General features: G+C 72.5%; 20 protein-coding genes and 1 pseudogene. 6 read left to right on the forward strand and 15 right to left on the reverse strand.

Annotated features, from left to right (window positions below; all coding sequences use genetic code 11):
• Positions 1–98 precede the first annotated feature (98 nt).
• The 13 genes and pseudogenes from GQF42_RS20615 to GQF42_RS20675 all read right to left on the reverse strand — a co-directional run bounded on the left by GQF42_RS20615 (position 99) and on the right by GQF42_RS20675 (position 19,099).
• Positions 99–1,133 carry an isopenicillin N synthase family dioxygenase gene (locus GQF42_RS20615; protein WP_158922014.1) on the reverse strand — a complete coding sequence of 345 codons (1,035 nt, stop codon included), beginning with the start codon at positions 1,131–1,133 and terminating at the stop codon, positions 99–101.
• Between the two features lie 500 nt (positions 1,134–1,633).
• Entirely contained in the window at positions 1,634–2,227 is a 594-nt protein-coding gene (locus tag GQF42_RS20620; protein WP_233273402.1) for a TetR/AcrR family transcriptional regulator, read from the reverse strand.
• A gap of 10 nt (positions 2,228–2,237) precedes the next feature.
• The gene (locus GQF42_RS20625) at positions 2,238–2,975 is read right to left on the reverse strand and encodes an enoyl-CoA hydratase family protein (RefSeq protein WP_158922018.1); all 738 of its coding nucleotides are present in this window, start codon (positions 2,973–2,975) and stop codon (positions 2,238–2,240) included.
• Complete coding sequence (locus tag GQF42_RS20630) at positions 2,972–4,549, reverse strand: 4-coumarate--CoA ligase family protein (RefSeq protein ID WP_158922020.1); 1,578 nt, start codon at positions 4,547–4,549, stop codon at positions 2,972–2,974. Before GQF42_RS20630 ends, GQF42_RS20625 begins: the two co-directional genes overlap by 4 nt.
• A gap of 20 nt (positions 4,550–4,569) precedes the next feature.
• On the reverse strand, positions 4,570–5,730 hold the full coding sequence (locus GQF42_RS20635; protein ID WP_158922022.1) for an acyl-CoA dehydrogenase family protein: 1,161 nt from the start codon (positions 5,728–5,730) through the stop codon (positions 4,570–4,572).
• A 7-nt stretch (positions 5,731–5,737) separates the two neighbouring features.
• Positions 5,738–7,591 carry an acetyl/propionyl/methylcrotonyl-CoA carboxylase subunit alpha gene (locus GQF42_RS20640; RefSeq protein ID WP_158922024.1) on the reverse strand — a complete coding sequence of 618 codons (1,854 nt, stop codon included), beginning with the start codon at positions 7,589–7,591 and terminating at the stop codon, positions 5,738–5,740.
• An 8-nt stretch (positions 7,592–7,599) separates the two neighbouring features.
• The gene (locus tag GQF42_RS20645) at positions 7,600–9,198 is read right to left on the reverse strand and encodes an acyl-CoA carboxylase subunit beta (protein WP_158922026.1); all 1,599 of its coding nucleotides are present in this window, start codon (positions 9,196–9,198) and stop codon (positions 7,600–7,602) included.
• A complete protein-coding gene (locus tag GQF42_RS20650; RefSeq protein WP_158922028.1) occupies positions 9,195–10,910 on the reverse strand; it encodes an acyclic terpene utilization AtuA family protein in 1,716 nt (571 codons plus the stop codon). Before GQF42_RS20650 ends, GQF42_RS20645 begins: the two co-directional genes overlap by 4 nt.
• Complete coding sequence (locus GQF42_RS20655) at positions 10,907–11,701, reverse strand: TIGR03084 family metal-binding protein (RefSeq protein ID WP_158922030.1); 795 nt, start codon at positions 11,699–11,701, stop codon at positions 10,907–10,909. Before GQF42_RS20655 ends, GQF42_RS20650 begins: the two co-directional genes overlap by 4 nt.
• A gap of 138 nt (positions 11,702–11,839) precedes the next feature.
• Positions 11,840–13,624: an NAD-dependent malic enzyme gene (locus tag GQF42_RS20660; RefSeq protein WP_158922032.1), complete on the reverse strand. Its 1,785-nt coding sequence runs from the start codon at positions 13,622–13,624 to the stop codon at positions 11,840–11,842.
• Between the two features lie 193 nt (positions 13,625–13,817).
• Positions 13,818–14,789 (reverse strand): EamA family transporter, encoded by a 972-nt coding sequence (locus GQF42_RS20665; RefSeq protein ID WP_158922034.1) that lies wholly within the window; start codon positions 14,787–14,789, stop codon positions 13,818–13,820.
• A 375-nt stretch (positions 14,790–15,164) separates the two neighbouring features.
• Positions 15,165–16,194: pseudogene (locus tag GQF42_RS20670) on the reverse strand (ABC transporter ATP-binding protein); the annotation flags it as partial.
• Positions 16,195–16,210: 16 nt separating this feature from the next.
• The gene (locus GQF42_RS20675) at positions 16,211–19,099 is read right to left on the reverse strand and encodes an FAD-binding and (Fe-S)-binding domain-containing protein (RefSeq protein ID WP_158922036.1); all 2,889 of its coding nucleotides are present in this window, start codon (positions 19,097–19,099) and stop codon (positions 16,211–16,213) included.
• A 156-nt stretch (positions 19,100–19,255) separates the two neighbouring features.
• Here GQF42_RS20675 and serC point away from each other — a divergent pair, with 156 nt between their 5' ends.
• From serC to GQF42_RS20690, 3 genes are all read left to right on the forward strand, one after another.
• Entirely contained in the window at positions 19,256–20,374 is a 1,119-nt protein-coding gene (gene serC, locus GQF42_RS20680; protein WP_158922038.1) for a phosphoserine transaminase, read from the forward strand.
• Positions 20,375–20,544: 170 nt separating this feature from the next.
• Complete coding sequence (locus GQF42_RS20685; RefSeq protein WP_158922040.1) at positions 20,545–21,264, forward strand: hypothetical protein; 720 nt, start codon at positions 20,545–20,547, stop codon at positions 21,262–21,264.
• Between the two features lie 104 nt (positions 21,265–21,368).
• Positions 21,369–21,809 (forward strand): PPOX class F420-dependent oxidoreductase, encoded by a 441-nt coding sequence (locus GQF42_RS20690; RefSeq protein ID WP_158922042.1) that lies wholly within the window; start codon positions 21,369–21,371, stop codon positions 21,807–21,809.
• A gap of 84 nt (positions 21,810–21,893) precedes the next feature.
• Here GQF42_RS20690 and GQF42_RS20695 read toward each other — a convergent pair whose 3' ends face one another.
• Positions 21,894–22,886 (reverse strand): WD40 repeat domain-containing protein, encoded by a 993-nt coding sequence (locus GQF42_RS20695; RefSeq protein ID WP_158922044.1) that lies wholly within the window; start codon positions 22,884–22,886, stop codon positions 21,894–21,896.
• A 113-nt stretch (positions 22,887–22,999) separates the two neighbouring features.
• Here GQF42_RS20695 and GQF42_RS20700 point away from each other — a divergent pair, with 113 nt between their 5' ends.
• From GQF42_RS20700 to GQF42_RS20710, 3 genes are all read left to right on the forward strand, one after another.
• The gene (locus tag GQF42_RS20700) at positions 23,000–23,746 is read left to right on the forward strand and encodes a GDSL-type esterase/lipase family protein (protein ID WP_158922046.1); all 747 of its coding nucleotides are present in this window, start codon (positions 23,000–23,002) and stop codon (positions 23,744–23,746) included.
• A complete protein-coding gene (locus tag GQF42_RS20705) occupies positions 23,743–24,738 on the forward strand; it encodes an aldo/keto reductase (protein WP_158922048.1) in 996 nt (331 codons plus the stop codon). The genes GQF42_RS20700 and GQF42_RS20705 overlap by 4 nt, the downstream gene beginning before the upstream one ends.
• Positions 24,739–25,174: 436 nt before the next feature.
• Positions 25,175–26,134, forward strand: coding sequence for a L,D-transpeptidase (locus GQF42_RS20710; protein ID WP_233273403.1), 960 nt, complete (start codon positions 25,175–25,177; stop codon positions 26,132–26,134).
• A gap of 43 nt (positions 26,135–26,177) precedes the next feature.
• Here GQF42_RS20710 and thpR read toward each other — a convergent pair whose 3' ends face one another.
• On the reverse strand, positions 26,178–26,750 hold the full coding sequence (gene thpR, locus GQF42_RS20715; protein ID WP_158922052.1) for an RNA 2',3'-cyclic phosphodiesterase: 573 nt from the start codon (positions 26,748–26,750) through the stop codon (positions 26,178–26,180).
• Positions 26,751–26,762: the final 12 nt, after the last annotated feature.

Below are 26,762 nucleotides of genomic sequence, written 5' to 3' on the forward strand. Positions count from 1 at the left end.
GAAGGGTCGTTGGGGCGCGTGGGCGACTGCGGCGGGCGTCGTGGTTGCCCGCGCGGTTCCCCGCGCCCCCGAGAATCGGGCCCTTGGGGCCCTGGTTCTCACGCCGCGGTCAGCAACTGCGCATGGTGCCTCTCCGCCACCAGTGGGTGAGCCCTGAGCTTGCCCTTCAACTCGTTGTAGCCGTACTGCGCGTACAGGGGGTTGGCGGGGTCGGTCGTGATGCCGGGAGCCGCTGCCGCGTGCGGGAAGGGCAGCGGCTCGATCCGCGCGTCCAGGCGGGGGTTGTAGAAGAACGGGACCGAGAAGCGTTCCGTGGCTCCGGGCGGGCTCACCACGCGGTGGTTGGTGGCGAGGAGGTAGCCGTCGGTCGCCACCTCCAGCAGTTCGCCGAGGTTGACCACGAAGGCACCCTCCAGGGGCGGGACGTCGTGGAAGAGGCCGTCCTCGCGCAGGACCTGGAGGCCGCCGATCGTGTCCTGCAGGAGCAGGGTCAGGAAGCCGTAGTCCTTGTGGGCACCGACGCCCTGGCCGGTGCCGTCGCCCGCGCTGCCGGGGTAGCGGACGAGCTTGAGGTGCGGGTGGGAGTGCGCGCCGAAGATCGGGTCGTAGAAGTCCGCCGGGGCGCCGATCGCCGTCAGCAGTTCGCGCAGGAGGCGCTGCGCGACCGCGCTCAGTCTGTCGATCCAGGCCAGGGCCGCCGTGCGCAGCTCGGGAAGGGCGGCCGGCCACTGGTTGGGGCCCTGGAGCCACCAGTACGGCGGCTCGCCGGGGGCGGGGGCGCGTGCGGGGCGTTCGGCGCCGATGTCGAGCTGGTCGCGCCAGTCGCGGGCACCGGCGGTGCGCTCGTCGCCGGTGCGGGTGTAGCCGCGAAAGTGCGGGGAGTTGACATTGTCGAGGGCGAGCCGGTCGGCCTCGGGCAGGGCGAAGAAGGCGCGCATGGCGGTGAGCAGCGCGTCGGTCTCGGCCCGGGTCACGCCGTGTCCGACGAGCTGGAAGAAACCGACGTCGTGGGCGGCGCTGTGCAACTGGGCGTGGAGCAGGGCACGGGCCTGGGTGCCGCGGTCGGCGGCAGACAGGTCGATGATCGGGAGCTGGTCGTAGGACGGGGTCGCCGTCATGGGGTGCGTGGTCATGGGTGCGTCCGCAGGGTCTACGGGGCACGGATGGCCGCCGAGGGTAGGGCGGCCCCCGGGTGCCACAACGGGAAGAAAGGGAAGAAAAAGCGAAGGGGGCTGGTCAGGCGGAGTAGCTCTGACAGCCCATGCTCGTGACGCGCACGAAGTCCACGTGGCGGCGGCGAACGAGCATCGGAAGCATGCGGCAAGAGTACTGCTCCGTGCCGGATACGGATGTGGCCCGGTTCACGAACCCGGCGCCCAGGTCACCGGTTGGCCCGAACGCACTCCGCGCGGTGGCCGCCGAGCGCCTCCGTGACCAGTGCGCGGGGCTCCTCGCCGGAGCCGGGCCGGTTCCCGGACCCGAGGCCCGGGCGGCCGAAGGCGTGGTGGTCGCGGGCCCCTGCCCAAGGGGTCGACCGCCCGGTCCCGGTCCGCGCGGTGTCCCCCCTGGCCGCGGGCCGTGACCGGCCCCACAGGCAGCGGCCCCACAGACAGCGGCTCAGCAGCTCAGCGACTCAGCCCAGTGCCGCGTCCAGCAGGGCGCCCCACTGGGCGACGACCCGTTCGCGGCGGCCCGTGTCGTCGGTGAGGAGGTTGGCGAGCCCCAGGCCGCGGGCCATGTCCAGGAAGCCCTGGACGGTTTCCCGGACGCCGGGACGGCTCTCGTCGGCGCCGAGCAGCTCGACGGCGATGCGGTGGGTCTCGCGGCCTACCCGGGCTTCCAGCTCGGTCACCCGCGGGCCCAGCTGTTCCTCGTTCGAGGCGGCGACCCACAGGTGCAGGGCGGCGCGGAAGAGCGGGCCGGTGTAGAGGCCGACGAGAGCCGTGACGACGGCCCGGCGGTCGGCGGCGCCGCCCGGGAAGAGTGCCCGGAGCGCGGTGGAGCGCTCCTCGGCGACGTACTCGACGGCCGCGGTGAACAGGTCCTCGCGGGTCGGGAAGTGGTGCTGGGCGGCGCCCCGGGAGACACCGGCGCGTTCGGCGACGACGGAGACGGTCGAGCCCGCCCAGCCGTGCTCGGCCAGGCAGGCCACGGCGGCCTCCAGCAGCCGCTGCCGGGTGGCCCGGCTGCGGTCCTGTTTGGGCGCACGGTCACGTTCCGCCGTCATGTTCATCCGGTCACACCACCCATGCCGCGTCCCGCTTCTCCAGGAAGGCCGTCATCCCCTCCCGGGCCTGGCCGGAGGCGAACAGCCGGGCCGAGAGCGCGGTCAGGTCCGCCGCGTCCCGGTCGAATGATTCCAGCACCCTAGCTGTGAGCAGCCGTTTCGTCTCGGCCAGGGCCTGCGGGGCGGAGCGGCGCAGGCCGTCGAGGATCGGGGCGAGTGCCTCGTCCACGTCGTCCGCCGTCGTCGTCAGCAGGCCCAGGCGTACGGCCTCGGCCGCATCGAAGCGCTCGCCGGTGAGGTAGTACCGGGCCAGGGCGCGCGGGTCGGTGCGCGGGAGGAGTGGCAGGGAGATCACCGCGGGCGCGACCCCGATGCGGACCTCGGTGAAGGCGAAGGTGGCCGCGGTGGACGCGGCGGCGATGTCGCAGGCGGCCAGCAGGCCGAGCCCGCCCGCACGGACATGGCCGGTCACCCGGGCCGCGACCGGTTTGGGCAGCTCCACGATCCGGCGGAGCAGCCCGACGAGGGCGTCCGGGTCCGGCGGGTCGCGCAGGTCGGCGCCCGCGCTGAAGGTGTTGCCGGTGTGGGTGAGGACGACGGCCCGTACGTCGTCGTCCTCGGCGCACTCGTTCAGGGCGTTCGCGAGGCCGCGGACGAGGGCCGCGGAGAGCGCGTTGCGGGTGTCGGTGGCGTCGAGGCTGAGGGTTTCGACGCCCCGCGCGCGCGTGCGGCCGATGGGTGTGCTCACATGTGCTCCCTGAGCGCGCGTAGCTCGCGGCGGAGGATCTTGCCGGAGGCCGCGCGCGGGACGGTGTCGACGAAGGTGATCAGCCGGACGCGTTTGTAGGGGGCGACGCGTTCGGCGACGTGGAGGAGGATCTCGGTCTCGGTGAGGTCCCGGGCGGTGGACCGGCGGACGACGAAGGCGTGCGGGACCTCGTTGCCGTCGTCGTTGTAGGTGCCGATGACGGCGGCGTCGGCGATGCCGGGGTGGGTGAGGAGCAGTGCCTCCAGTTCGGCGGGTGCCACCTGGAAGCCCTTGTACTTGATGAGTTCCTTCACCCGGTCCACGACGAACAGCCAGCCGTCCGCGTCGACGTGCCCGACGTCGCCGGTGTGCAGCCAGCCGTCGGCGTCGATCAGCGCGGTGGTGGCGTCGGGGCGGCCGAGGTAGCCCTTCATCACCTGGGGGCCGCGGATCAGGATCTCGCCGGACTCGCCGGTGCCGAGGTCCTTGCCGGGGTCGTCCAGGGAGACGATCCGCATCTCGGTTCCGGCGATCAGCCGGCCGACGGTCCCGGCCGGGGCGTCGTGCAGGCGCTCCAGGGGGACGACGTGCGTACCGGGTGACAGTTCCGTCATGCCGTAGGCCTGGCCGATCGGGGGCAGGCCGAGGCGCTCGGCGCACGCGCGCGCGAGGTGCGCGTCCAGCGGGGCGGCAGCACTGATCACGTACTTCAGCGAGGAGAGGTCGTAGTCGGCGACCACCGGGTGCTTGGCGAGGGCGAGGACGATCGGCGGGGCGACGTACAGGCCGGTGATGCGGTGGTTCTGGATGGCGGCGAGGAAGGTCTCCAGGTCGAAGCGGGGCAGGACGACGACGGTGGCGCCGTTGCGCAGCGGCGCGTTCATCAGGGCCGTCAGACCGTAGATGTGGAAGAACGGCAGGACGGCGAGGATGCGGTCGCCGGGGCCGGCCGGGGCGACGGAGTCCAGCTGGGCGAGGTTGGTGGCGATCTGCCGGTGGGTGAGCATGACGCCCTTGGGGACGCCGGTGGTGCCTGAGGAGTACGGCAGCGCGGCGACGTCTTCGGCCGGGTCGATGTCGGGCCGCGGCTCGGGGGCGGTACCGGCGAGCATGCCGGTCAGGGAACGGTGCCCCTCGGCACGGTCGCAGACGAAGATCTCCCGTATCCCGCCCGCGAGTTCGGCGGCCCTGCGGGCCGCCTCGAGCAGCGGCGAGACGGTGACGATCCAGCGGGCCCGGCTGTCGCGGAGCTGTTTGGCGAACTCCTCGGGCGTGGCGAGCGGGTGCACCGTGGTGACCGAGGCACCCGCGCGCGTGGCCGCGTAGAACGCGGTCGGGAAGGCGATCGTGTTGGGGCTGTGCAGGGCGAGTACGTCGCCCTTGCACACGCCCGCGTCGGCGAGCCCGGCGGCGGCGCGCCGGTGGAGCCGGTCCAGCTGCGCGTACGTGAGCGTGGTGCCGTCCGTGCCGTCGACGAGGGCGGGCAGTTCCCCGAAGTCGGCCGCATGGCCCAGGACAGCTTCGTGGATGGGGAGTTCTACGGGCGGGACGTCTGCGTACTCGCTGCGGAACACGGTTCCTCCAGTGCGGTCGCCTAGTACGACTTGGGCAGGCCCAGCGTCTGATGGGAGACGTAGTTGAGAATCATCTCCCGGCTCACCGGAGCAATACGAGCCACGCGGGCGGCCGTTATCAGCGAGGCGAGCCCGAACTCGCGCGTGAGGCCGTTGCCGCCGAGGGTGTGCACGGCCTGGTCGACGGCCTTCACACAGGCCTCCCCGGCCGCGTACTTCGCCATGTTGGCGGCCTCGCCCGCGCCCGTGTCGTCGCCGGCGTCGTAGAGGTGGGCGGCCTTCTGCATCATCAGCCGGGCCAGCTCCAGGTCGATGTGCGCCTGTGCCAGGGGGTGCGCGATGGCCTGGTGGGCGCCGATGGGCGCCTTCCACACGGTGCGGTCGCGGGCGTACTCGACGGCCTTGGCGAGCGCGTAGCGGCCCATGCCGATCGCGAACGCGGCCGTCATGATCCGCTCGGGGTTCAGCCCGGCGAACAGCTGCAGGAGGCCTGCGTCCTCGTCGCCGACAAGAGCGCCGGAGGGCAGCCGTACGTCGTCGAGGACCAGCTCGAACTGCTTCTCGGCGGCCTTGAGTTCCATGTCGATCGGCCGCTTCTGGAAGCCCTCGGCGTCCGTCGGCACGATGAACAGGCAGGGCTTGAGGCGTCCGGTGCGGGCGTCCTCGGTGCGGCCGACGACGAGGACGGCGTCGGCCATGTCGACACCCGAGATGAAGACCTTGCGGCCGGTGAGCAGCCAGTCGGTGCCGTCACGGCGGGCCGTGGTGGTGATGCGGTGGCTGTTGGAGCCGGCGTCGGGTTCGGTGATGCCGAAGGCCATCAGGCGGGTGCCGTCGGCGATGCCGGGGAGCCAGGCACGCTTCTGTTCCTCGGTGCCGAAACGGGAGATCACCGTGCCGCAGATGGCGGGTGACACCACCAGCATGAGCAGCGGGGAGCCCGCGGCACCCAGCTCTTCGAGGACGATGGAGAGTTCGGCGATGCCCCCGCCTCCGCCGCCGTACTCCTCGGGCAGGTTGACGCCGAGGTAGCCGAGTTTGCCTGCCTCGGACCAGAGTTCGACGGGGGGTTTGCCCTCGGCCACGGCCCGGACGACATAGTCACGGCCGTAGCGTGTGCCGAGGGCGGCCACCGCGGACCGCAGGGCCTTGTGTTCTTCGGATTCGATGACGGACGTCATGGGGCTCCTAGGAAGAGAGTTCCTCGACTACGGCCAGCAACGTTCCTGGCTGCACTTGCTGTCCGGCACAGACCGGGAGAGCGGTGAGCGTGCCCGCCGCCGGTGCCGTGATCCGGTGCTGCATCTTCATCGCCTCCAGCCAGATCAGGGGCTGGCCCGCCGCCACGGGCACCCCCTCCTCCAGTCCCTCGGCGATCCGGACGACCGTGCCCGGCATCGGGGCCACCAGGGAACCCGGGGCCAGCTGGGCGGCCGGGTCGGGGAAGCGGGGCAGGGCGGTGAGACGGGTGGTGTTGACGTGGATCTCGTCGCCGTACGCGAAGACCTCGAACCTGCGCCGTACGCCGTCCACCTCGAGTACGACCGTGTGCGCGTCCGCGTGCACGACCCGCACCCCGTCGGCCGCCAGGCCGTCCCGGGTGCACCGGTAGCGGACCTCGTGCTCCTGCCCCGCCACCTCGTACCGCTTGACCTGCGGCTGCGCGGGCAGGTTGCGCCAGCCGCCGAAGCGGGAGCGGCCGTGGGCGTCGGCCAGCGCGGCGGCGAGCGGGGCGTAGGGGTCGGGGGCCGGCGCGGTGAGGGCGGTGAGGTGACGGGTGTAGAAGCCGGTGTCCATCCGGGCCGTCGTGAACTCCTCGTGGCGCAGGGAGCGTACGAGCAGGTCGCGGTTGGTGACCGGGCCGTGGAGTTCCGCCCGTTCCAGCGCGCCGGCGAGCCGGCGCAGCGCCTGCGCGCGTGTGGGGGCGTGGGCGACGACCTTGGCGATCATGGGGTCGTAGTGGACGCCGATGGTGTCGCCGTCGGTGTAGCCGGTGTCCAGGCGGACGCCGGCCGGTACGGCGAGCCGGTGCAGGGTGCCGGTCTGCGGGGCCCAGTCGCGGGCGGGGTCCTCGGCGTACAGGCGGGCCTCGATGGCGTGGCCACGCGCGCGTGGAGGCTCCTTCTCGAGTGCGTGCCCCTCGGCGACACGGAGCTGTTCGGCGACCAGGTCGATGCCGAACACGGCCTCCGTGACGGGATGTTCGACCTGGAGGCGGGTGTTCATCTCCAGGAAGTGCGCACGGCCGTCGGCGACGAGGAACTCGACGGTGCCGGCGCCGACGTACGAGACGGAGCGAGCGGCGCGTACGGCCAGCGTGCGCAACTCCTCCGCGAGCCCCTCGGAGATCCCGGGCGCCGGCGCCTCCTCGACGACCTTCTGGTGGCGGCGCTGCAGAGAGCAGTCGCGGGTGCCGAGCGGCCAGACGGTGCCGTGGGTGTCGGCGAGGATCTGCACCTCGACATGGCGGCCGTGCTCCAGGTACGGCTCGACGAAGACCTCGCCGTCCCCGAAGGCACTCGTGGCCTCGGCGCGCGCGCCCTCCAGCGCGGCGCTCAGATCCTCCATGCGGCGCACGATGCGCATCCCGCGCCCGCCACCCCCGGCGGCCGCCTTCACCAGGACCGGCAGGCGGGCCTCGGTGACGTCGGACTCGGCGAGGGACGCGATCCCCATCAGTTCCTTCGCCCGTGTCTTGGACGCCATCGCCTCGATGGCCTCGGGAGACGGCCCGATCCAGGTCAGGCCGGCGTCGCGGACGGCGCGGGCGAAATCGGGGTTCTCGGAGAGGAAGCCGTAACCGGGGTGCACGGCGTCCGCGCCGGCCGCCAGCGCCGCCTTCACGATCAGGTCGCCGCGCAGATACGTCTCGGCGGGCGCGGCCCCCGGCAGCCGCACCGCCGTGTCGGCCACGCGCGCGTGCAGCGCGTCTGCGTCCGCGTCCGAGTGCACGGCCACCGTCCGGATTCCCTGCTCACGGCAGGTGCGGAAGATCCGGCAGGCGATCTCGCCCCGGTTGGCGACGAGCAGAGTCGAAATCACGTGGTCCCTCACATCCGGAAGACGCCGAAGCCGCCGCGCGCACCCTCGTAGGGGGCGGTGTGGAGGGCCGACAGGCACAGGCCGAGGACGGTGCGGGTGTCCCGCGGGTCGATGACGCCGTCGTCGTACAGCCGCCCGGACAGGAACATCGGCAGCGACTCGGACTCGATCTGCTGCTCCACCATCGCGCGCAGCGCGGCGTCCGCGTCCTCGTCGTACGGCGCTCCCTTGGCCGCCGCCGACTGCCGGGCGACGATGGACAGCACGCCGGCGAGCTGCTGCGGGCCCATGACGGCCGACTTGGCGCTGGGCCAGGCGAACAGGAAGCGCGGGTCGTAGGCCCGCCCGCACATCCCGTAGTGGCCGGCTCCGTACGACGCGCCCATCAGCACCGACAGGTGCGGGACCCGGCTGTTGCTCACCGCGTTGATCATCATGGCGCCGTGCTTGATGATCCCGCCCTGTTCGTACTCCTTGCCGACCATGTAGCCGGTGGTGTTGTGCAGGAACAGCAGCGGGATGTCGCGCTGGTTGGCGAGCTGGATGAACTGGGCGGCCTTCTGCGACTCGGCACTGAACAGGACGCCCTGGGCGTTGGCGAGAACGCCCACCGGATAGCCGTGCAGGGCCGCCCAGCCGGTCACCAGGCTGGTCCCGTACAGCGGCTTGAACTCGTCGAAGTCCGAGCCGTCGACGATGCGGGCAATGACCTCGCGCGGGTCGAAGGGGGTCCTGAGGTCGCCGGGGACGATACCCAGCAGTTCGTCCTGGTCGTACTTGGGCGGCTCGGCGGGCCCCGGATCCGGGTACGCCTTGCGGTGGTTGAGCCGGGCCACCACCCGGCGCGCCTGGCGCAGGGCGTCCGCCTCGTCCACGGCGAAGTAGTCGGCGAGGCCCGACACGCGCGCGTGCATCTCCGCGCCGCCCAGGGACTCGTCGTCGCTCTCCTCGCCGGTCGCCATCTTCACCAGCGGCGGCCCGCCGAGGAAGACCTTGGCCCGCTCCTTGACCATGATCACGTGGTCGGACATGCCGGGGACGTAGGCGCCGCCGGCGGTGGAGTTGCCGAAGACGACCGCGACGGTGGGGATGCCGGCGGCGGACAGCCGGGTGAGGTCGCGGAAGATGGCGCCGCCCGGGATGAAGATCTCCTTCTGGGACGGCAGATCCGCGCCGCCCGACTCCACCAGGCTGATGCAGGGCAGCCGGTTGGCGAGCGCGATGTCATTGGCACGCAGGGCCTTCTTCAGGCTCCACGGGTTGCTCGCGCCGCCGCGCACGGTCGGGTCGTTGGCGGTGATCAGGCACTCCACGCCCTCGACCACGCCGATCCCGGTGACGAGCGAGGCGCCGACCGTGTAGTCGCTGCCCCAGGCGGCGAGCGGGGACAGCTCCAGGAAGGGCGTGTCGGGGTCGAGCAGCAGCTCGATCCGCTCCCGGGCGAGCAACTTGCCCCGCTTTCGATGCCGTTGGACATACTTCTCACCACCGCCCGCGAGTGCCTTGGCGTGTTCGGCGTCGAGTTCGGCGAGCTTGGCGAGCATGCTCTCGCGGTGGGCACGGTAGTCCGGGCCGCCCGGGTCCAGGGCCGAGGTCAGGATGGTCACAGGAGGGCCTCCGGGATGTCCAGGTGGCGGGAGCGCAGCCATTCGCCGAGCGCTTTGGCCTGCGGGTCGAAGCGGGCCTGCGCGGCGACGCCCGCGCCGAGGATGCCTTCGACGACGAAGTTGACCGCGCGGAGGTTCGGCAGCAGATGCCGGATGACGGGCAGGTCCCGGCTCTCGGGGATCAGCCGGCGGAACCTTTCGACGGTCAGCTCGTGCGCGAGCCACCGCCAGCCGTCGTCGCTGCGGGCCCACACGCCCACGTTGGCGTTGCCGCCCTTGTCCCCACTGCGTGCCCCGGCGACCAGCCCGAGGGGCGCACGCCGGGTCGGCCCGGGCGGGTAGGGCTCGGGCAGGGCCGGTTCCGGTACGGCGTCCAGGGGCCGTACCTCCGGAGGCGGGGGCACCGGCTCCCGGCGTCCGTCATGGAGGACCGCTCTGTGTTCCACGGCACCATGGGGGACGTACACATCCTCGAAGACCCCATACGGAGAGCCCTTTCCGGGTGGGGCGAGCACATGGAATCCCGGGTAGCTGGCCAGCGCCAGCTCCACGGCGGCCCCGCCCAGCGCCCGCCCGACGAGCCGCTCGTCCGCGTCCCGCACGACGAGCCGCAGCAGGGCACTCGCCGTCTCCTCGGTGTCGGCGTCGCCCCGGTCGCTGCGCACCAGCTCCCAACGGACCTCGTCAGGCGACGACTTGGCCAGCGCATCGGCCATCTGCTCGCGCACCAGGGCAGCCTTGGCCTCGATGTCGAGCCCGGTCAGGACGAAGACGACCTCGCCCCGGAAGCCGCCGAGCCGGTTGAGTCCGACCTTCAGCGTCGGCGGCGGCGCCTCGCCGCGCACGCCCTCGATCCGCACCCGGTCCGGCCCGTCCTGGCTCAGCCGCACGGTGTCCAGCCGGGCGGTGACGTCGGGCCCGGCGTACCGGCCGCCGCCGGTCTCGTACAGCAGCTGGGCGGTGACCGTGCCGATGTCGACCAGGCCGCCGGTGCCGGGGTGCTTGGTGACGACGCTGCTGCCGTCGGCGCGGATCTCGGCGAGCGGGAAACCGGGCCTGCGTACATCCCCCTCCCCGAAGAAGGCGTAGTTGCCGCCGGTGGCCTGCGTGCCGCATTCCAGCACATGCCCGGCGACGACGGCGCCCGCGAGCCGGTCGTACTCCCCGGGGCCCCAGCCGAAGTGGGCGGCGGCGGGCCCGGTGACGAGGGCCGCGTCCGTCACCCGTCCGGTGACGACGACGTCCGCACCGGCCCGCAGACACTCGGCGATCCCGAAGCCGCCGAGGTAGGCGTGGGCGGCGAGGGTGCCGACGGGGGTCCCCGCGTCCCGGGCGGAGCCGAGAACTCGGGGCAGCTCGGAGGTGAGGTCGTCGCCCTCGACGTGTGCGACGCGGACGGGTATGCCGAGCCGTGCCGCCGACTCCCGTACTGCGTGCGCGAGTCCGGCCGGATTGAGGCCGCCCGCGTTGGTGACGATCTTGACGCCGCGTTCGTGGGCGAGACCCAGACAGTCCTCCAGCTGGCGCAGGAAGGTGCGGGCGTATCCGGCGCCGGGGTCCTTCAGCCGGTCGCGGGCGAGGATCAGCATGGTGAGTTCGGCGAGGTAGTCGCCGGTGAGGACGTCGAGTTCACCGCCGGTGAGCATCTCGCGCAGGGCGCTCGCACGATCGCCGTAGAAGCCGGAGAAGTTGCCGATGCGCAGGACGTTCACCGCTCGGCTCCCCTGGGCGGGCGGCCGGTGCCGGGCGGGCCCGCGAAGGCCTGAGCGATGTCGAGCCAGCGGTCGGCGTCCGGCCCGACGGCGGTCAGGGCGAGGTCGGCGCGGTGGGCGCGCTGGGTGACCAGGAGGCAGAAGTCGAGGGCGGGTCCCATGACGCGCTGGAGCGCGTCCTTGGGGCCGTACGCCCACATGTCACCCTCGGGCGAGGTGAGTTCGATGCGGAACTCCTCGGCGGGTGGTGTGAGTCCATGGACGGTATGGGCGAAGTCCCGCGTGCGGACCCCCAGCCGGACCACATGCCTGAGCCGGTCGGTGGGTGCGCGCACCACAGCCAGGGCGTCGGCGACGTCCAGGCCGTGGGCCCAGGTCTCCATGAGCCGGGCGGTGGCCATGGATGCGGCGGACATGGGCGGGCCGTACCAGGGAAAGCGGGCGCCCGATGGCGCGGCGCGCAGGGCCTGCTCGAGGGCCTCGCGTCCCGCACGCCACGTCCGCAGCAGCTCGGCGGGCGCGAGCCGGGCACCCTCCTGCGCACCCTCGTCCACGAACGAGTCGGGGGCGCCGAGCGCCTTGCCGACCAGCTCCTGGAAGGCATCCGCGTCGGTGACGGCGAGCAGGGCCGAGCGGTCGGTCCAGGTGAGGTGCGCGATCTGGTGGGCGACGGTCCAGCCGGGCGCGGGAGAAGCAAGTTTCCACTGCTGTGCACTCAACTCGGCCACGAGCAGGTCGAGTTCCTCGCTCTCGGCACGCAGGTCGTCGATGACGGGCGTCGGGTCGGCCATGGGGGGAGCATGGCAGCGGCGCCAGAAACAATCAAGCATGCTTGCATGAATAGTGGGGAGGGCGGCTGCGCCCGCGCGCCGGACGAACTGCTCGACGTGGCGCTCACGGGCTCCCGGATGCCCGGACCCGGGCCGGACTCAGACCACTTCCACCGGCGGATACACCGGCTCCCACCGGGCGGCCCGGACCGCCTGTGCGGCATCGCCGACGTCGGCCCGCGCCACGCCCTCCGCCACCGCCGCGCGGACCACGGCCACGGCGACCGCCTCCGAGGTGGCGCGCAGGTCGCGGACGGGAGGAAGGAGGGAGGCGTCCTGGCGGGCGGCGGACGTGCTGCCCGTGCCGCCCGCGCCATCCGTGCCCCCCGCGCCATCCGCACCCCCTGCGTCGCCCGTTTCGCCCGTTTCGCCCGTGCGACGGGCCACCGCGTCCGCCGCCGCACGGAGCATGCCGTCGGTGATCCGGGAGGCGCGCGCGACGATCGTGCCGAGGCCGAGGCCCGGGAAGACCAGGGCGTTGTTGGCCTGGCCGATCTCGTACGTCGTCCCGTCCCGCTCGACGGGCGCGAAGGGGCTGCCGGTCGCCACCAGGGCCTTCCCGTCCGTCCAGTCGAGCAGGTCGGCGGGGGTGGCCTCGGCGAGGTCGGTGGGGTTGGACATGGGCAGGATGATCGGCCGCTCGGTGTGCGCCGCCATGGCGCGGACGATCTCCTCGGTGAAGGCGCCGCCCTGCCCCGAGGTGCCGATGAGGATCGTCGGCCGCGCCTGCCGGACGACCTCGTCGAGCGGAATGCCGGGCAGGTTCTCGTCGCGCCGCCAGTCGGAGGTCTCGTCCGTCCGCCGGGCGTACGGCCTCTGGAAGTCGTGGAGCTGGTCGTTCTGGTCGGTGGTGAGCAGTCCGTACCGGTCGACGCACCAGAAGCGGGCGTTGGCCTCCGCCACGGACAGCCCCTCGGCGACGAGGGCGTCCCGGAGCTGGTCGGCGACGCCGATGCCGGCCGTGCCCGCGCCGAAGACGACGATCCGGTGCTCGCGCAGCGGCACGCCCGTCGCCCGGACACCGGAGAGGACGGCGGCCAGGTTGACGGCGCCGGTGCCCTGGATGTCGTCGTTGAAGGTGCACACCTGGTCGCGGTAACGGTTCAGGATGCGGCGGGCGTTGGCGGTGCCGAAGTCCTCCCAGTGCAGCAGGGCGCCCGGGAAGAGCCGGGTGGCGGTGGTGACGTAGGCGTCGATGAAGGCGTCGTAGGCCGCACGGTCGGCGCGGGGGTGCCGGTTGCCGAGGTAGAGGGGGTTGTCGAGCAGTTCCTGGCGGTTGGTGCCGACGTCGAGCATGACCGGCAGGGTGCGCCGCGGGTCGATGCCGGCCGCGGCCGTGTAGACGGCGAGCTTGCCGACGGAGATGTCGATGCCGCCGACGCCCCAGTCACCGATGCCGAGGATGCCCTCGCCGTCGGTGGCCACGATCAGGTCGACGTCGTCGGCTCCCAGGCCGCTCGCACGCAGGGAGCGCTCGATGTCGCCGGGGGCGTCCACGGAGAGGTAGACGCCGCGCGGGCGGCGGTACTCGTTGCTGTAGCGACGGATGGCCGTGCCCACCGTGGGGGTGTAGACGATGGGCAGCATCTCTTCGAGGTGATCGCCGACGAGCCGGTAGAACAGCGTCTCGTTGCGGTCGTGCAGCGCGCTCAGGTTCACGTTCTTGGCCAGGTCGCTGGGCTGTTCGCGGTACTGGGTGTAGGCGCGCGCCACCTGCTCCTCCTGCGTGAGCACGTGGGGCGGTACCAGCCCGACCAGGTCCAGCGCGCGGCGTTCGGCCTCGGTGAACGCCGTGCCCCGGTTGATCCGGGGATCGGCGAGCACGGCCCGGCCGCGCGCCGCGATCTTCACGGGACCGAGGGTGGCACCGCGAGCGTCACTCATGAGAACTGCCTTCCCGTCCGGATTCGCCCCCATCAGGAGTGTGCCGGAGAGGTAAGGCCTGCGCAGGCGGAGCACCGTCGGGCGCGGGCTCCTCGGAAACGTTGGCAGGGCCGTTCGCGTGACCGGACGGAGCCACCGCAGTCCGGCCGCCCCGGGGCCGCAACGCAATCCCGCTGCCCACGGGGCAGCGGCGTCAGGCCTCCGGTGTGGGCTCCGCAGCGGCCGGTGCCTGCTCCACGCGGGCCCTGCCCCGGCCCACCTGGGTGCGGACGGCGCCGATGCTCGCCGCGATGACCAGGGCGATCGCGGCCGCCTCCGTGGCGGAGAGGGACTGGCCGAGGATGAGGAAGCCGGCCGTCGCCGCGGTCGCCGGTTCCAGGCTCATGAGGATCGCGAAGGTGGAGGCGGGGAGGCGGCGCAGGGCCAGCAGTTCGAGGGTGTAGGGCAGGACCGAGGAGAGCAGGGCCACCGCCGAGCCGAGGGCGAGGGTGGTGGGGTTCAGCAGACGGGTGCCTGCCGAGACGATGCCCAGGGGGAGGAACAGCAGCGCCGCCACCGCCATGGCGAGGGCCAGGCCGTCCGCCTGGGGAAAGCGGCGGCCCGTACGGGCGCTGAAGAGTATGTACATCGCCCACATGGCGCCGGCGCCCAGGGCCAGTCCGACACCTGTGGGGTCCAGGGTGCTGAAGCCTCCGCCGCCCAGCAGGAACACGCCGAGCAGGGCCAGGCCCGCCCACACGGCGTTGATCGCACGGCGGGAGGCCAGGACGGACAGGGCCAGCGGGCCGAGAACCTCGAGGGTGACCGCCGGGCCCAGCGGGATACGGGCGACCGCTTCGTAGAAGAGGCCGTTCATCGCGCCCATGGCGATGCCGAACGCGATCACCGTGCCCCAGTCGGCGCGCGAGTGGCCGCGCAGCCGGGGGCGGCAGACCACGAGGAGGACGACCGCCGCCGCGATCAGGCGCAGGGTGACGACGCCCAGCGCGCCCGCCCTCGGCATCAGGGTCACGGCGAGGGCGCCGCCGAACTGGACCGAGATGCCGCCGGCCAGCACCAGGCCGACCGGGCCGAGCGAGCCGAGGCGGCGTGGGACTCCGGGCGGGGCGACCGGGTTCGGTGTGCTGGTGCCGGAGGCGTCGGAGGTGCGGGGGGCGGCGGTCACGGGCAGTCCTGGGCTTGATCGAGTACGTCCATCGCGATGTACTACCAGGTCCAGGGTAATGGACTTCGACAGGAGCGTGAACCCTTTAAGCGGCTGTCCCGGCCGTGGGGATCCGGACGGGGGTCATGTCCCGGCCAGGACTCCTCCGCCCGGAACGGAGGACGGCCGTCGGGGAGGTACGCGGGCACGTTCCCGTAGGGCTCGTAGGTGGGCTGGGCGGGCTGGGGGGGACCGGGCGCGTCGGGCGCGTCGGGCGTGCCGGGCGACCGTCTCCGGGGTTCGGGCACAGCGGGCGCCCGGGCCCCGTCGTCGTACGCCGGCGGCGGGATCTGGGGCACCGCCCGGGCCTGCGCCCCCTGGATCTCCTCACACAGCGGTGTCGTGCAGGACGAGGGTCTCCTGCGGGAGCAGGGTGATGTACTCGCGCAGCCGGGCCAGCGGGAAGTCGCGCAGGGGGACGCCGTCCAGCAGGATCTCGCCCGCGTCGGGGTCGTAGAAGCGGAGCAGGAGCTTGGAGACCGTGGACTTTCCGGCACCGCTCGGGCCGGTGACGATCACCAGCTCACCGGGACCGACCGTGAAGGAGAGGCCCTGGAGGGCGGTCCGGTCGGCGCCCGGACAGGTGAAGGTGGCGTCCCGGACCTCGACCGTCCCGTCCGGGCGGCCTGCCTCGGTCGCCCTGCGGGGGTCTGTGACCGAGGGGTTCACGTCCAGGATCTCGATGAGCCGTTCGGCACCGGCCGTGGCGGCGTTGATCGTCAGGCCGAGCTGGGCGAGGCCGCGCACCGGCGGGCAGAGGTAGCCGAGGAAGGCGGCGAAGGCGAGGAGCCGGCCGAGGGTCATCCGGCCGGTGGAGATCTCCCAGGCACCGATGCCGATCACCGCGAGCACACACACCGTCTCGATGACCTGGACGAGCTGCTCGTAGGCCTCGTTGAGCCGGGTGGAACGGACCGAGGCCGCGGAACCAGGCGTTCGCCTCCTCGCTCAGCCGGCGGCGCTCGGCGTCCCGGCGGTCGTAGGCCTGGGTGAGCACGATGTTGCCGAGGGACTCCGCCACCACGGAGGTGATCGCGCCGTCGGCGACCCGGCCCGCGCGGGAGACGTCCTTGATGGAACCGGAGAAGCGGCGGGCGGCCAGCCAGAACAGGGGCGCAAGGACGAAGGTGGCGGCGGCCAGGTCCCAGCGCAGCCAGAACGCGGCGGCGGCGTAGAAGAGAGCGGAGAACGCGGCCGAGGCGGCGCCGACCAGGCCCGAGACGACCATCGCCTCGATCGCCTCGACATCCCCGGTCAGCCGGGAGAGCGGATCGCCCTGGCGGTGGCGCTGGAAGAAGTGGGGCGGCAACTGCTGTACATGGTCGAATACATGCTCGCGCAACCGCATCACGAACCGCTCGGTGGCGCCTGATGATCCGGTGTCAGATCTCTGTGCCCTCTGTGCCTCCCGTCTCCTTTTCCAGCGCCTCGGCCAGGACTTCCGCCAGATGCCGTCCCCGCACCCCGGCCAGCTGCTCCAGCTGGGTACGGCAGGAGAAGCCGTCCGCCAGGACCACCGTCCGATCGGGCGCTTCGCGGACCGACGGCAGGAGCTGTTCCTCCGCACAGGCGCGGGAGACCTCGAAGTGGCCTTTCTCGAAGCCGAAGTTGCCCGCGAGGCCGCAGCAGCCCCCGGCCAGCTCGCCGGTGAGGCCCGCCGCCGCGCGCAGGCGACGGTCCGGGGTGTCACCGAGCACCGCGTGCTGGTGGCAGTGGGTCTGGCCGGCGACCGGGCGGTCCGCGGCGGGCGGGGTCCAGTGCGGGGCATGCCGCTCGAGGGCCTCGGCGAAGGTGAGGACGGCCCGGGACAGTGCGGCGGCGCGCGGATCGTCGGGCAGCAGCTCGGGCAGGTCGGTGCGCAGGGCCGCCGCGCAGCTCGGTTCCAGGACGACGACCGGGAGCCGCGCCCGCAGCACCGGCTCCATCAGGTCCAGGGTGCGGCGCAACACCGTTCGGGCGCGGTCGAGTTGGCCGGTGGAGACGTACGTCAGACCGCAGCAGACACGGGCCCGGCGGGCGGTGAGCAGCGCGGCGGCCGACCTGGCCGGGCCGGTGCCGAGCGCTGCCGCGCGCGGCAGCAGCGTCGGCGGCAGGATCACCCGAAGCCCGGCGGCCTCCAGCACCCGGACGGCGGCCCTGCCGACAGAGGGGGACAGATGCTCGGTGAAGGTGTCGGGCCACAGCACGACCCGTTCTCCCGTGGACTCGGGGGCCGTCCGCCTGGCGCGCCACCAGGAGGTGAACGTCCGCCTCGCCAGCCGGGGGATCTCCCGCTCCGGCGCGATCCCGCCGAGGCGTTTGCCGGCCGTGGCCAGCGGTCGCAGTGACGCCAGCGCGTTGAGCAGCGGGGCCGTACGGGTGCGGGCGACCCGGTGCAGCCACTCGGGCAGCCGCCCCATGCTGTGGTGTGCGGCGGGGCGGCGGCGGCCGGCGTAGTGGTGGTGCAGGAACTCCGCCTTGTAGGTGGCCATGTCGACGCCGACCGGGCAGTCCGAGCGGCAGCCCTTGCAGGACAGGCAGAGGTCGAGGGCGTCGCGGACCTCCGTGGACCGCCAGCCGTCGGTGACCAGTTCGCCCGCCAGCATCTCGTGCAGCAGCCGGGCCCGGCCGCGCGTGGAGTGCTCCTCCTCGCCGGTCGCACGGAAGGAGGGGCACATCACCTCCGGGCCGGCCGCCGTGGTCGTACGGCACTTGGCGACGCCGACGCAGCGGCGCACGGCCGCGCGGAAGTCGCCGCCGTCGGCCGGGTAGCCGAAGGCCACGTCGACCGGGCGGGCCGGGAGCGCGGAGAAGCGGAGGTTGGTGTCCAGCGGGGCCGGGCGGACCAGCATGCCGGGGTTGAGCAGGTCGTCGGGGTCCCAGAGCGCCTTGGCCCGCTCGAAGAGCCGGACCGTCTCGGCGCCGTACATGCGCGGCAGCAGCTCCGCGCGGGCCTGTCCGTCGCCGTGCTCCCCGGACAGTGAGCCGCCGTGCTCCACCACCAGGTCGGCCAGTTCCTCGGAGAAGCGGCGGAAGCGGCCGATGCCGGCCTCGGTGAGCAGGTCGAAGTCGATACGGACATGGATGCAGCCGTCGCCGAAGTGGCCGTACGGCGTGCCGCGCAGGCCGTGGGCGGACAGCAGCGCACGGAAGTCGCGCAGGTAGGCGCCGAGCCGGGCGGGCGGCACTGCGCAGTCCTCCCAGCCCGGCCAGGCCTCGGAGCCGTCGGGCATCCGGGTCGCCGTACCGCTCGCGTCCTCGCGGATGCGCCACAGGACCCGCTGGGTGGCCGCGTCCGTCACCACCAGGGAGTCCACCACGTCGGCCGCGCGGACGATCTCCTGCGCACGCGCGTGTGCCTCGGCCGCCGACTCCCCGCCGGTCTCCACGAACAGCCAGGCACCCCCCTTGGGCAGCCCGGCGGGCGAGCGCACCAGGTCGGCCGCCATCCCCTCCACGGTCAGCGGGCCGTACGCCAACAGACCCGCGGCCGCCTCGGCGGCGGCGCTCTCCTCGCCGTACGCCAGCACGGCGAGGGCACGCGCGCGGGGGGCCTCCACCAGCCGTACGACCGCCTCGGTCAGCACGCCCAGGGTGCCCTCGGAGCCACAGAAGGAGCGGGCGACATCGGCGCCCTTCTCGGGCAGCAGCGCATCCAGCGCGTACCCGGAGATGCGGCGGGGCAGGTCCGGGAAGCCGGTACGCAGCCGCGCCAGCTCCCCCTGCGCCAGCTCGCGCAGCCCCGCGGGCGCGCCCGCCCAGCCCTGCCCGAGCCGCAGCCGCCGCCCGCGCGCCGTGACGACGGACAGCTCCCGCACGCTGTCCGCGGTCGTGCCCCAGGCGACCGAGTGGGAGCCGCACGAGTTGTTGCCGATCATCCCGCCGAGCGTGCACCGGCTGTGCGTGGAGGGGTCGGGGCCGAACCGCAGGCCGTGCGAGGCGGCGGCCTCCTGGAGCCGGTCGAGGACGAGCCCCGGCTGCACGACGGCCGTGCGGGTCCCGGGATCGATCGACAGCAGGCCGTTCATGTGCCGGGTGAAGTCCAGCACCACGCCCGTGCCCGTCGCCTGCCCGGCGATCGACGTGCCACCGCCGCGCGCCACCACGGGCACCCCGTGGGCCCGGCACACCTCGAGCACGGCGGCCACGTCGTCGGCGTCTGCCGGAGCCACGACGCCGACCGGGACCCGCCGGTAGTTGGACGCGTCCATGGTGACCAGCGCCCGGGAGGTGACGTCGAAACCCACCTCGCCCCGGACGGCCCTGCGCAGTGCAACGGCAAGCTCTGTCATGCGTCCAGGATGCATCCGCTCACGCTCAGTCACCCCGAGTTTTCCACAGCCTCGCGCATATCGTCGTACTTGTTTACAAGTCCGCGGCTCGGCGATCTTGTCTCATCGGACGGACACGGTTCCGCCCGGTTTGGCCCACCGGATACTCTCCGACTCGTGGCCGACATCCAGATTCCCGCTGACATCAAGCCCGCCGACGGACGTTTCGGCGCGGGCCCCTCCAAGGTGCGTACCGAGGCGCTGGACGCCCTCGCCGCCACCGGTACGTCCCTGCTGGGCACCTCCCACCGCCAGGCGCCCGTCAAGAACCTGGTCGGCAAGGTCCGCGAGGGCATCTCCGAGCTGTTCTCCCTGCCCGAGGGCTACGAGGTGGTCCTCGGCAACGGCGGCTCGACCGCCTTCTGGGACATCGCCACCCATGGCCTGATCGAGAACAAGTCCCAGCACCTGAGCTTCGGCGAGTTCTCCTCCAAGTTCGCCAAGGCGGCCAAGCTGGCCCCGTGGCTGGCCGAGCCCACCGTCATCTCCACCGACCCCGGCACCCACCCGCAGGCGCGGGCCGAGGCCGGCGTCGACGTCTACGCCTTCACCCACAACGAGACCTCCACCGGTGTCGCCATGCCGATCAAGCGCGTGGCCGGCGCCGACGAGGGCGCGCTGGTCCTCGTGGACGCCACCTCCGGCGCGGGCGGCCTCCCGGTCGACGTGTCCGAGACGGACGTCTACTACTTCGCCCCGCAGAAGTCCTTCGCCTCCGACGGCGGCCTGTGGATCGGCATCTTCTCGCCCGCCGCCGTCGAGCGCGCCGAGCGTGTCCACGCGAGCGGCCGCCACGTCCCGGAGTTCTTCTCGCTGCCCACCGCGATCGACAACTCCCGCAAGAACCAGACGTACAACACCCCGGCCCTCGCCACGCTCTTCCTCCTCAACGAGCAGTTGGAGTGGCTCAACGGCCAGGGCGGCCTCGCCTTCTCCACGGCCCGCACCAAGGACTCCTCGACCCGTCTGTACACCTGGGCGGAGGAGTCCAAGTACGCCGCCCCGTTCGTCACCGACCCGGCCAAGCGCTCGCAGGTCATCGGCACGATCGACTTCGCCGACGAGATCGACGCCGCCGCCGTCGCCAAGGTCCTGCGCGCCAACGGCATCGTGGACACCGAGCCGTACCGCAAGCTCGGCCGCAACCAGCTGCGCGTCGCGATGTTCCCGGCGATCGCGCCGGCGGACGTCGAGGCGCTGACGAAGTGCATCGACTTCGTGATCGAGAAGCTGTAGCACCTGCGACTTCGCAGCAGAAGCTGCTGGTCTGCGCGGAAGGCACGGCCGAGGCAGAGCCTTCCGCGCAGCCGCCCCGTCCCCTCCGTGGCGAGCTGCTGATTTTGCGCGACAATTCTGGCACGGGGACATGGCCGGTGTTTCCGGTCGTCGCGTCGAGGAGTTCTTCCATGCCAGCCGCGTCTGCACGCCACCGCCGCTCCCTGCCGACCGCTTCGCTCCTGCTGGGTGCCGTGGTCGCCACCGCAGCCCTGCCGGTGGCGACCGCCTCGGCCGCACCCGCCACCGGTGCCGCCGCCGGCCCGTCCGCACGCTACGCGGGCAAGGCCGTCGCCATCGGCCAGAACATGGTCGCCGTTCTGCGCGACGACCCCCACGCCGGCGGCCCCGAGGCGTGGATCCGCGCCGTGCCGGCGCACTGGCGGCAGGGCGATGCCTACATGTACCGCGTCCTCGCCAAGCTGGACCGAGGCCACGGCACGGCCCGGGAACGCGGCCTCTCGCTGCGCCTGGTGGGGGCGGGCGGCTCCGCGCCCGCGCTCGGGGTGGCCTCCGCCAAGGGCGGCACGCACACCTTCCGGCTCCCCGGGGCCGGCACCCCTGACGCACGGGGCTGCACCCTCGTCCAGGAGTCGTCCATCGGCGCCGGAGTCGTCGCCGTGCTGAGCAACGGCCCCAAGGGGCCCGAGGCGTTCTTCAAGGACGAAGGTGACGGCACACGCTTCGGCGGTGTCGTCAACCGCGCGCGCCCCGCGCTGCCGAGGAGCGCCGGCTTCGTCGCCCGCATCCTGAACCCCTACGGGCCCGCCCCCGCGCTCCTCACCAACATGGAGGGCGGCGGCCACCCCGCGGGCACGACGGCCTTCCCGGCGCCGGGGTGTGTGAAGTGAGGCGGGAGAACCGCAGTGGCCTCGAACGGCGTGGCCACCTCCAGCAGGGCGCCGGGGCGCGTCCCTGACTTGAGGAGTGCGTCGTTCGGTGTCTCCATGGAGGCATGACCAGTGCGCGCACGAGCCCCGCGCTCGCCCCGTTCGTCAAGCAGTACGCCGCCCTGCTCACGACCCACAAGCGGGACGGCACCGGCGTCGGCACCCCGGTGAACATCGCCGTCGAGGGCGACCACGCCTACTTCCGCACCCCGGGAACCACCTGGAAGGTCAAGCGGCTGCGCGACAACCCCGAGGTGGAGCTGGCCCCCTCCACCGTGCGCGGCGCCCCCACCGGGCCCGAGATCCACGCGCGGGCCCGGCTGCTGGAGCACGGCAGCCCGCAGGACCGGCACGCGGCACGGCTGCTGCGGCACAAGTACCCGCTCATGCACGGGGTGTTGGTGCCGCTGTCGCACAAACTGATGCGCGCGCGGACCCTGCACTACGAGGTACGGCCCGTGCCCGAGACGCCGCCCGGCAAGTGGGCGGACCCCTCCGACCGGTGAGTCCGTGCCGTGAGTCCGGCCGGTGAATCCGCCCAGTGGGACCGCCCGGTGGGGCCGCTCGACGGGACCGCCCGGTGGGACCGCTCAGCCCCGCCGCCGCAGCCACCGCAGCCCGAAGAAGGCGACCGCCACGACGGCGACGACGACGGCGCCGACCTTGTAGCCCCCGCCGCCCACACCGCCCGCACCGCCTGCCGCTGCCGAACTCCCGCCCGCAGAAGAAGAACTGGCGGCGGACCGCCCGGGCGCGTCCTTCGCCACGACCGCACTGCCGACGCCCTCGGAGCTGTACAGCAGCCTGGTCCCGTCGACGGAGTAGGTGACCCCCTCGCCCTGGCCCTGCAGAGGCACGTCGAGCTGGCCCTCGCGCTTGATCCGGCCGCCGTTCCAGTCGTAGTAGATCCCGCCGAAGTACCCGCGTACGGCGAGTTGCCGGCCGTCCGGGGAGAAGGCGGCGTCCGTGGCCCACAGGTCGACGGCGGCAATGGTCCTGAAGATGTTCGCGCCGGAGGTGGAGAGGGTGGCCGGGCCCTCGTACAGGTGCCCGCCGTCCTCCTTCTTGTCGACGATGTAGACGCGCCCGGTCCTGGGGTGCACGATCAGCGACTCGGCGTCGCGCGGCCCGTTCGCGTACTTCACGACGTACTGCGTCGCCGTGACCGTCTCGTCCTTGAGCGCCTTCGGCTCGGGCAGCCGGTAGATCCAGACGTACGGCCACTTGCCGCCGAGGTTGTCGCCGATGTCGCCGAGGTAGATCTGGTTGTCCGGCCCCATGGAGATGGCCTCGACGTCCCGCGGGGCCCCGATGCCGCGCAGGGTGATCCGGGCGACCGTCCGCCCGGTGCGGCTGTCCACGGCGTAGATGTACGGTCCGTCGCCGCTGTCGTTGTGCGTCCAGTAGATGCCGGGGTGCTGCCGGGAGGCGGCCAGACCACTGGACTCGCCGATCCGCGAGTCCTTGAAGGTGAACCCCTGGTCACCGGTACCGGTACCGTCGGCGGCGGCGGGCAGCGCGCAGGCGCCGGTGAGCAGCGCTGCGGCAAGAGTGGCGAGGGCGGCGGCGAATGATCGGCGCATGGGCCCAAGCCTGCCATCTGCTCCGGGGGTTCGGCGGAGGTGTCCGTCCGGGCCGCGGCGGACGTGGTGGGCCTCACATCCCATGGGCGGGCGTGATCGTCCATCATGAGCGGATGCTCAGATTCATGCCCGTAGGTGACTCCATGACGATCGGGAGCGCGGGCGAGCACACGTGGCGTTACCGGCTGTGGCGGCATCTGTGCGAGACGTACGGCGACCCGTTCACGTTCGTCGGCCCACGGGAGGAGCTGTACGACAAGTCGGCGGACGCGCCCGCGTCGTATGCGTACGCCGAACCCGACTTCCCCCGTTGCCATCTGGCCGGCTGGGGCGAGGGGTGGCTGCACATGGCCCCGCTGATCGAGGACGCGGTGCGCGCGCATCGCCCGGACGTCCTGCTGGTCTCCCTCGGCCTGATCGACCTGGGCTTCTACACGAACGCGGAGCAGACGGCGGAGAACGTACGGGCGTTCGTCGCCGGCGCGCGGGAGGCCGCCCCGCGCATACGCATGGTCGTCCTCCCGGTGATCCCGAACATCCGGGCCACGGCGGACGAGCCCTTCGCAGCCCAGGTGGACCTCTTCAACATCCTGCTCGCCAAGACGGTGGCCGACCTGGACGAGCCCCGCTCACCCCTGCTGCTGGCCTCACCCCCCGAGCCGTACGACATCCACACCGACACCTACGACGGCACCCATCCCAACGCGAGCGGCGAACACCGGATCGCGGAGGCGTTCGCGGGGGCCATGTGGCAGGCGTGGGGGGTCGGACAGGCGTACGCGACCGAAACAGGCTCCCCGCGACCAGCCCAATCCCGCTTGCCTCGAGCGCACTTCAAGCCGTTGGCTTGTGGACCATGAAGTACACGCAGCTAGGACGCACGGGACTCAAGGTCAGCCGGCTCGTTCTCGGCACCATGAACTTCGGTCCACAGACCGATGAGGGCGACAGCCACGCGATCATGGACGCGGCGCTGGACGCGGGCATCAACTTCTTCGACACCGCCAACGTGTACGGCTGGGGCGAGAACAAGGGCCGTACGGAATCGATCATCGGCAACTGGTTCGCCAAGGGCGGCGACCGGCGCGACAAGGTCGTCCTCGCCACCAAGGTCTACGCCAACATGGCCCCCGACGGCCAGGCCGCCTGGCCCAACCACGACAAGCTCTCCGCGCTGAACATCCGGCGGGCCGTGGACGCCAGCCTCAAGCGGCTGCAGACCGATCACATCGATCTCTACCAGTTCCACCACGTCGACCGGGACACCCCGTTCGAGGAGATCTGGCAGGCGATCGACACCCTGGTCCAGCAGGGCAAGATCCTCTATGCGGGATCCAGCAACTTCCCGGGCTACAAGATCGCCCAGGCCAACGAGATCGCCGCGCGGCGCGGTGGCACCATCGGGCTGGTCAGCGAGCAGTGCCTGTACAACCTCTTCGAGCGACGGGCCGAGATGGAGGTCATCCCGGCCGCGCAGGACTACGGCCTCGGGGTCATCCCCTGGTCGCCGCTGCACGGGGGTCTGCTGGGCGGGGTCATCAGGAAGGAGGCCCAGGGCGGTCGCCGTACCTCCGGACGCGCCGCCGAGACGCTGAACGACCCGGCCGCCCGCGCCCGCATCCAGAGCTACGAGGACCTGGTCGACAAGCACGGTCTGGAGCCCGGCGAGGTGGCCCTGGCCTGGCTGCTGACCCGGCCCGGGGTGACCGGGCCCATCGTCGGTCCGCGCACGGCACAGCAGCTCGGGTCCGCCCTGCGGGCCGCCGAGCTGGAGCTGGGCGAGGAGCTGCTGAGCGGCCTGGACGAGGTCTTCCCGGGTCCGGGACCGTCCCCGGAGGCCTTCGCCTGGTGAGGCCGGTGCTTCCGGCAGCTTCGTGAGGGGCGACGCCCCAGGGGTGCGGGACCGCGTTCGGCAGGCGGCCCCGCGCCCCGGATCCCCGCCGCTACCTGACGGCCGCCGACACAGCGACCACCACGAACATCAGCACAAGCACACCGGCCATGATCCGGTTCCGCGTCTTCGGGTCCACGCCGTCGAGCCTAATTCCTTCGCAGGCGCTCCGCGGCTGCCGGGTGGGGTCGGCGGGGCCTTCGGGCAGTGAGGTCCGTTACGCCTTTCCGGTGTGCACGGACACGGACCGAGACGTGGATCACACAGGACTGCGGGTACGGATACGCGAACTCATGCAACCGATCCGGCCGAATCGAGGTGTCTGAAGATGCTGGGCATGTACGGATAAGAGCCGGAGGGGGACGCAGTGTTGGGGCGAGCGAGACGCGGTATCGGAATGGTGCTGCTGGCGGGTGCCGTACTGGCGAGCGCCAGCGGGTGCGGCGGGACGGCGACGGCATCGGATGCGAAGCCCTCGCCCAGGAGCACGGCCCGTACCGGCACGGGCGCGAAGCCGACTCCGGCTCCGACGCACCCGTCCGGGCCGCCGATGCTGCTGGACACGATCGTCCCGCGCGACGGCGCCACCGTCGGGGTGGCCATGCCGGTCTCCGTCACGTTCAGCAAGCCGGTGGCCGCCTCGGCGCGGGCCGGGATCGAACGGCACCTGAAGGTGACCACCTCCATACCGGTCACCGGTGCCTGGCACTGGTTCGGTGACACCCGGGTCGACTGGCGGCCGCAGAACTACTGGCCGTCCGGCACCAAGGTGACGCTCGACGCCGACCTCACGGACGTCGCCGACGGCAACGGCCGCTACGGCACACGCAGTTACCGGCACACCTTCACCATCGGCGCCGACTTCCGGACCACCGTGTCCGTACCGCAGCACACGATGACGATCACCCGCGACGGAAAGGTGCTGCGCACCCTGCCCATCGACGCGGGCAGCCCGGTCTTCCCCTCCTGGGACGGCACCATGGCGGTGATGGACAAGCAGCGCTGGGTACGGATGACCTCCTGCAGCGTCGGCATCAGCTGCGACAAGAACGACACGGCCAACTACTACGACCTGACCCTGCCCTGGGACGTCCAGCTCACGGCATCGGGCACGTACGTCCACTACTCCAAGGCCGACCCCTACCCCGGCCACGCCAACGGCTCGCACGGCTGCGTCCACCTTTCGCTGGCCGACTCCGAGTGGTTCTACGACCACGTCGAGCAGGGCGACCCCATCACCATCAAGGGCTCCCCGCGCGGAGACACCGCCGCGGACAACGGCTATGCGGCCTTCACCCTCAGCTGGGCCCAGTGGCTGGCGGGCAGCACGACCGGCCGGCAGAGCACACACGCGTGAGCCACCGCCGACGCCCGCGCCCCGGCGCGGGGGCGGTACCCGGCTAACCGCCCGCCCCCAGCGCCCAGCGGCCGACCGCCTCGTACCGGGGCTGCTCCCCGCGCACCCCGGAGCGCGGCAGATTGCTGCGCATCAGCACCAGCTCGGCCACTGCCCAGTCGCTGCTGGTGAACCCGGCCAGAGCGTCGACGTACGGCCGTACCTCGAAGCCGTCCCGGCTCCGGGCCACGGTCAGGTGTGCCTGGTAGCGCCGGTGCTCGGCCATCGGCACGCCCGCCTTGCGTGCCGCCGCCTCGGCCCGCTCGGCCAGCAGGCGCAGCGTCTCCAGGTCCCCGGACGCCCCGGCCCACAGCGCGCGCCCGTGGCCGAACTGGCCACCGCCACGGACGGCCAGCCGGAAGGGTGGCGTGCGGTGGGCCGCGCGGGACAGGCGGTCCGACAGGGCGGGTACGACGTCGTCGGCGACCTCGCCGTAGAAGGCGAGGGTGAAGTGCCAGCCGGGGCGGCCCGTCCAGCGCAGCGCCCCGGCGCCGGGCAGCCTCTTCAACTCGGCCACCTCGGCGGCGAGTTCCTGGACGACGTGCTCCGGCGGGAGCACCGCGGCGAAGAGTCTCATGTCCTTCACCTT

It is taken from the genome of Streptomyces broussonetiae (assembly GCF_009796285.1).
Taxonomy (GTDB): domain Bacteria; phylum Actinomycetota; class Actinomycetes; order Streptomycetales; family Streptomycetaceae; genus Streptomyces; species Streptomyces broussonetiae.

Excerpts from the sequence above, each read along its gene's own strand:
- GQF42_RS20615 (WP_158922014.1), bottom strand. The coding sequence starts at position 1,133 with ATGACCACGCACCCCATGACGGCGACCCCGTCCTACGACCAGCTCCCG.
- GQF42_RS20620 (WP_233273402.1), bottom strand. The coding sequence starts at position 2,227 with ATGACGGCGGAACGTGACCGTGCGCCCAAACAGGACCGCAGCCGGGCC.
- GQF42_RS20635 (WP_158922022.1), bottom strand. The coding sequence starts at position 5,730 with ATGACGTCCGTCATCGAATCCGAAGAACACAAGGCCCTGCGGTCCGCG.
- GQF42_RS20655 (WP_158922030.1), bottom strand. The coding sequence starts at position 11,701 with ATGGCCGACCCGACGCCCGTCATCGACGACCTGCGTGCCGAGAGCGAG.
- GQF42_RS20660 (WP_158922032.1), bottom strand. The coding sequence starts at position 13,624 with ATGAGTGACGCTCGCGGTGCCACCCTCGGTCCCGTGAAGATCGCGGCG.
- GQF42_RS20675 (WP_158922036.1), bottom strand. The coding sequence starts at position 19,099 with ATGACAGAGCTTGCCGTTGCACTGCGCAGGGCCGTCCGGGGCGAGGTG.
- GQF42_RS20685 (WP_158922040.1), top strand. The coding sequence starts at position 20,545 with ATGCCAGCCGCGTCTGCACGCCACCGCCGCTCCCTGCCGACCGCTTCG.
- GQF42_RS20690 (WP_158922042.1), top strand. The coding sequence starts at position 21,369 with ATGACCAGTGCGCGCACGAGCCCCGCGCTCGCCCCGTTCGTCAAGCAG.
- GQF42_RS20695 (WP_158922044.1), bottom strand. The coding sequence starts at position 22,886 with ATGCGCCGATCATTCGCCGCCGCCCTCGCCACTCTTGCCGCAGCGCTG.
- GQF42_RS20700 (WP_158922046.1), top strand. The coding sequence starts at position 23,000 with ATGCTCAGATTCATGCCCGTAGGTGACTCCATGACGATCGGGAGCGCG.
- GQF42_RS20705 (WP_158922048.1), top strand. The coding sequence starts at position 23,743 with ATGAAGTACACGCAGCTAGGACGCACGGGACTCAAGGTCAGCCGGCTC.
- GQF42_RS20710 (WP_233273403.1), top strand. The coding sequence starts at position 25,175 with ATGGTGCTGCTGGCGGGTGCCGTACTGGCGAGCGCCAGCGGGTGCGGC.
- thpR (WP_158922052.1), bottom strand. The coding sequence starts at position 26,750 with ATGAGACTCTTCGCCGCGGTGCTCCCGCCGGAGCACGTCGTCCAGGAA.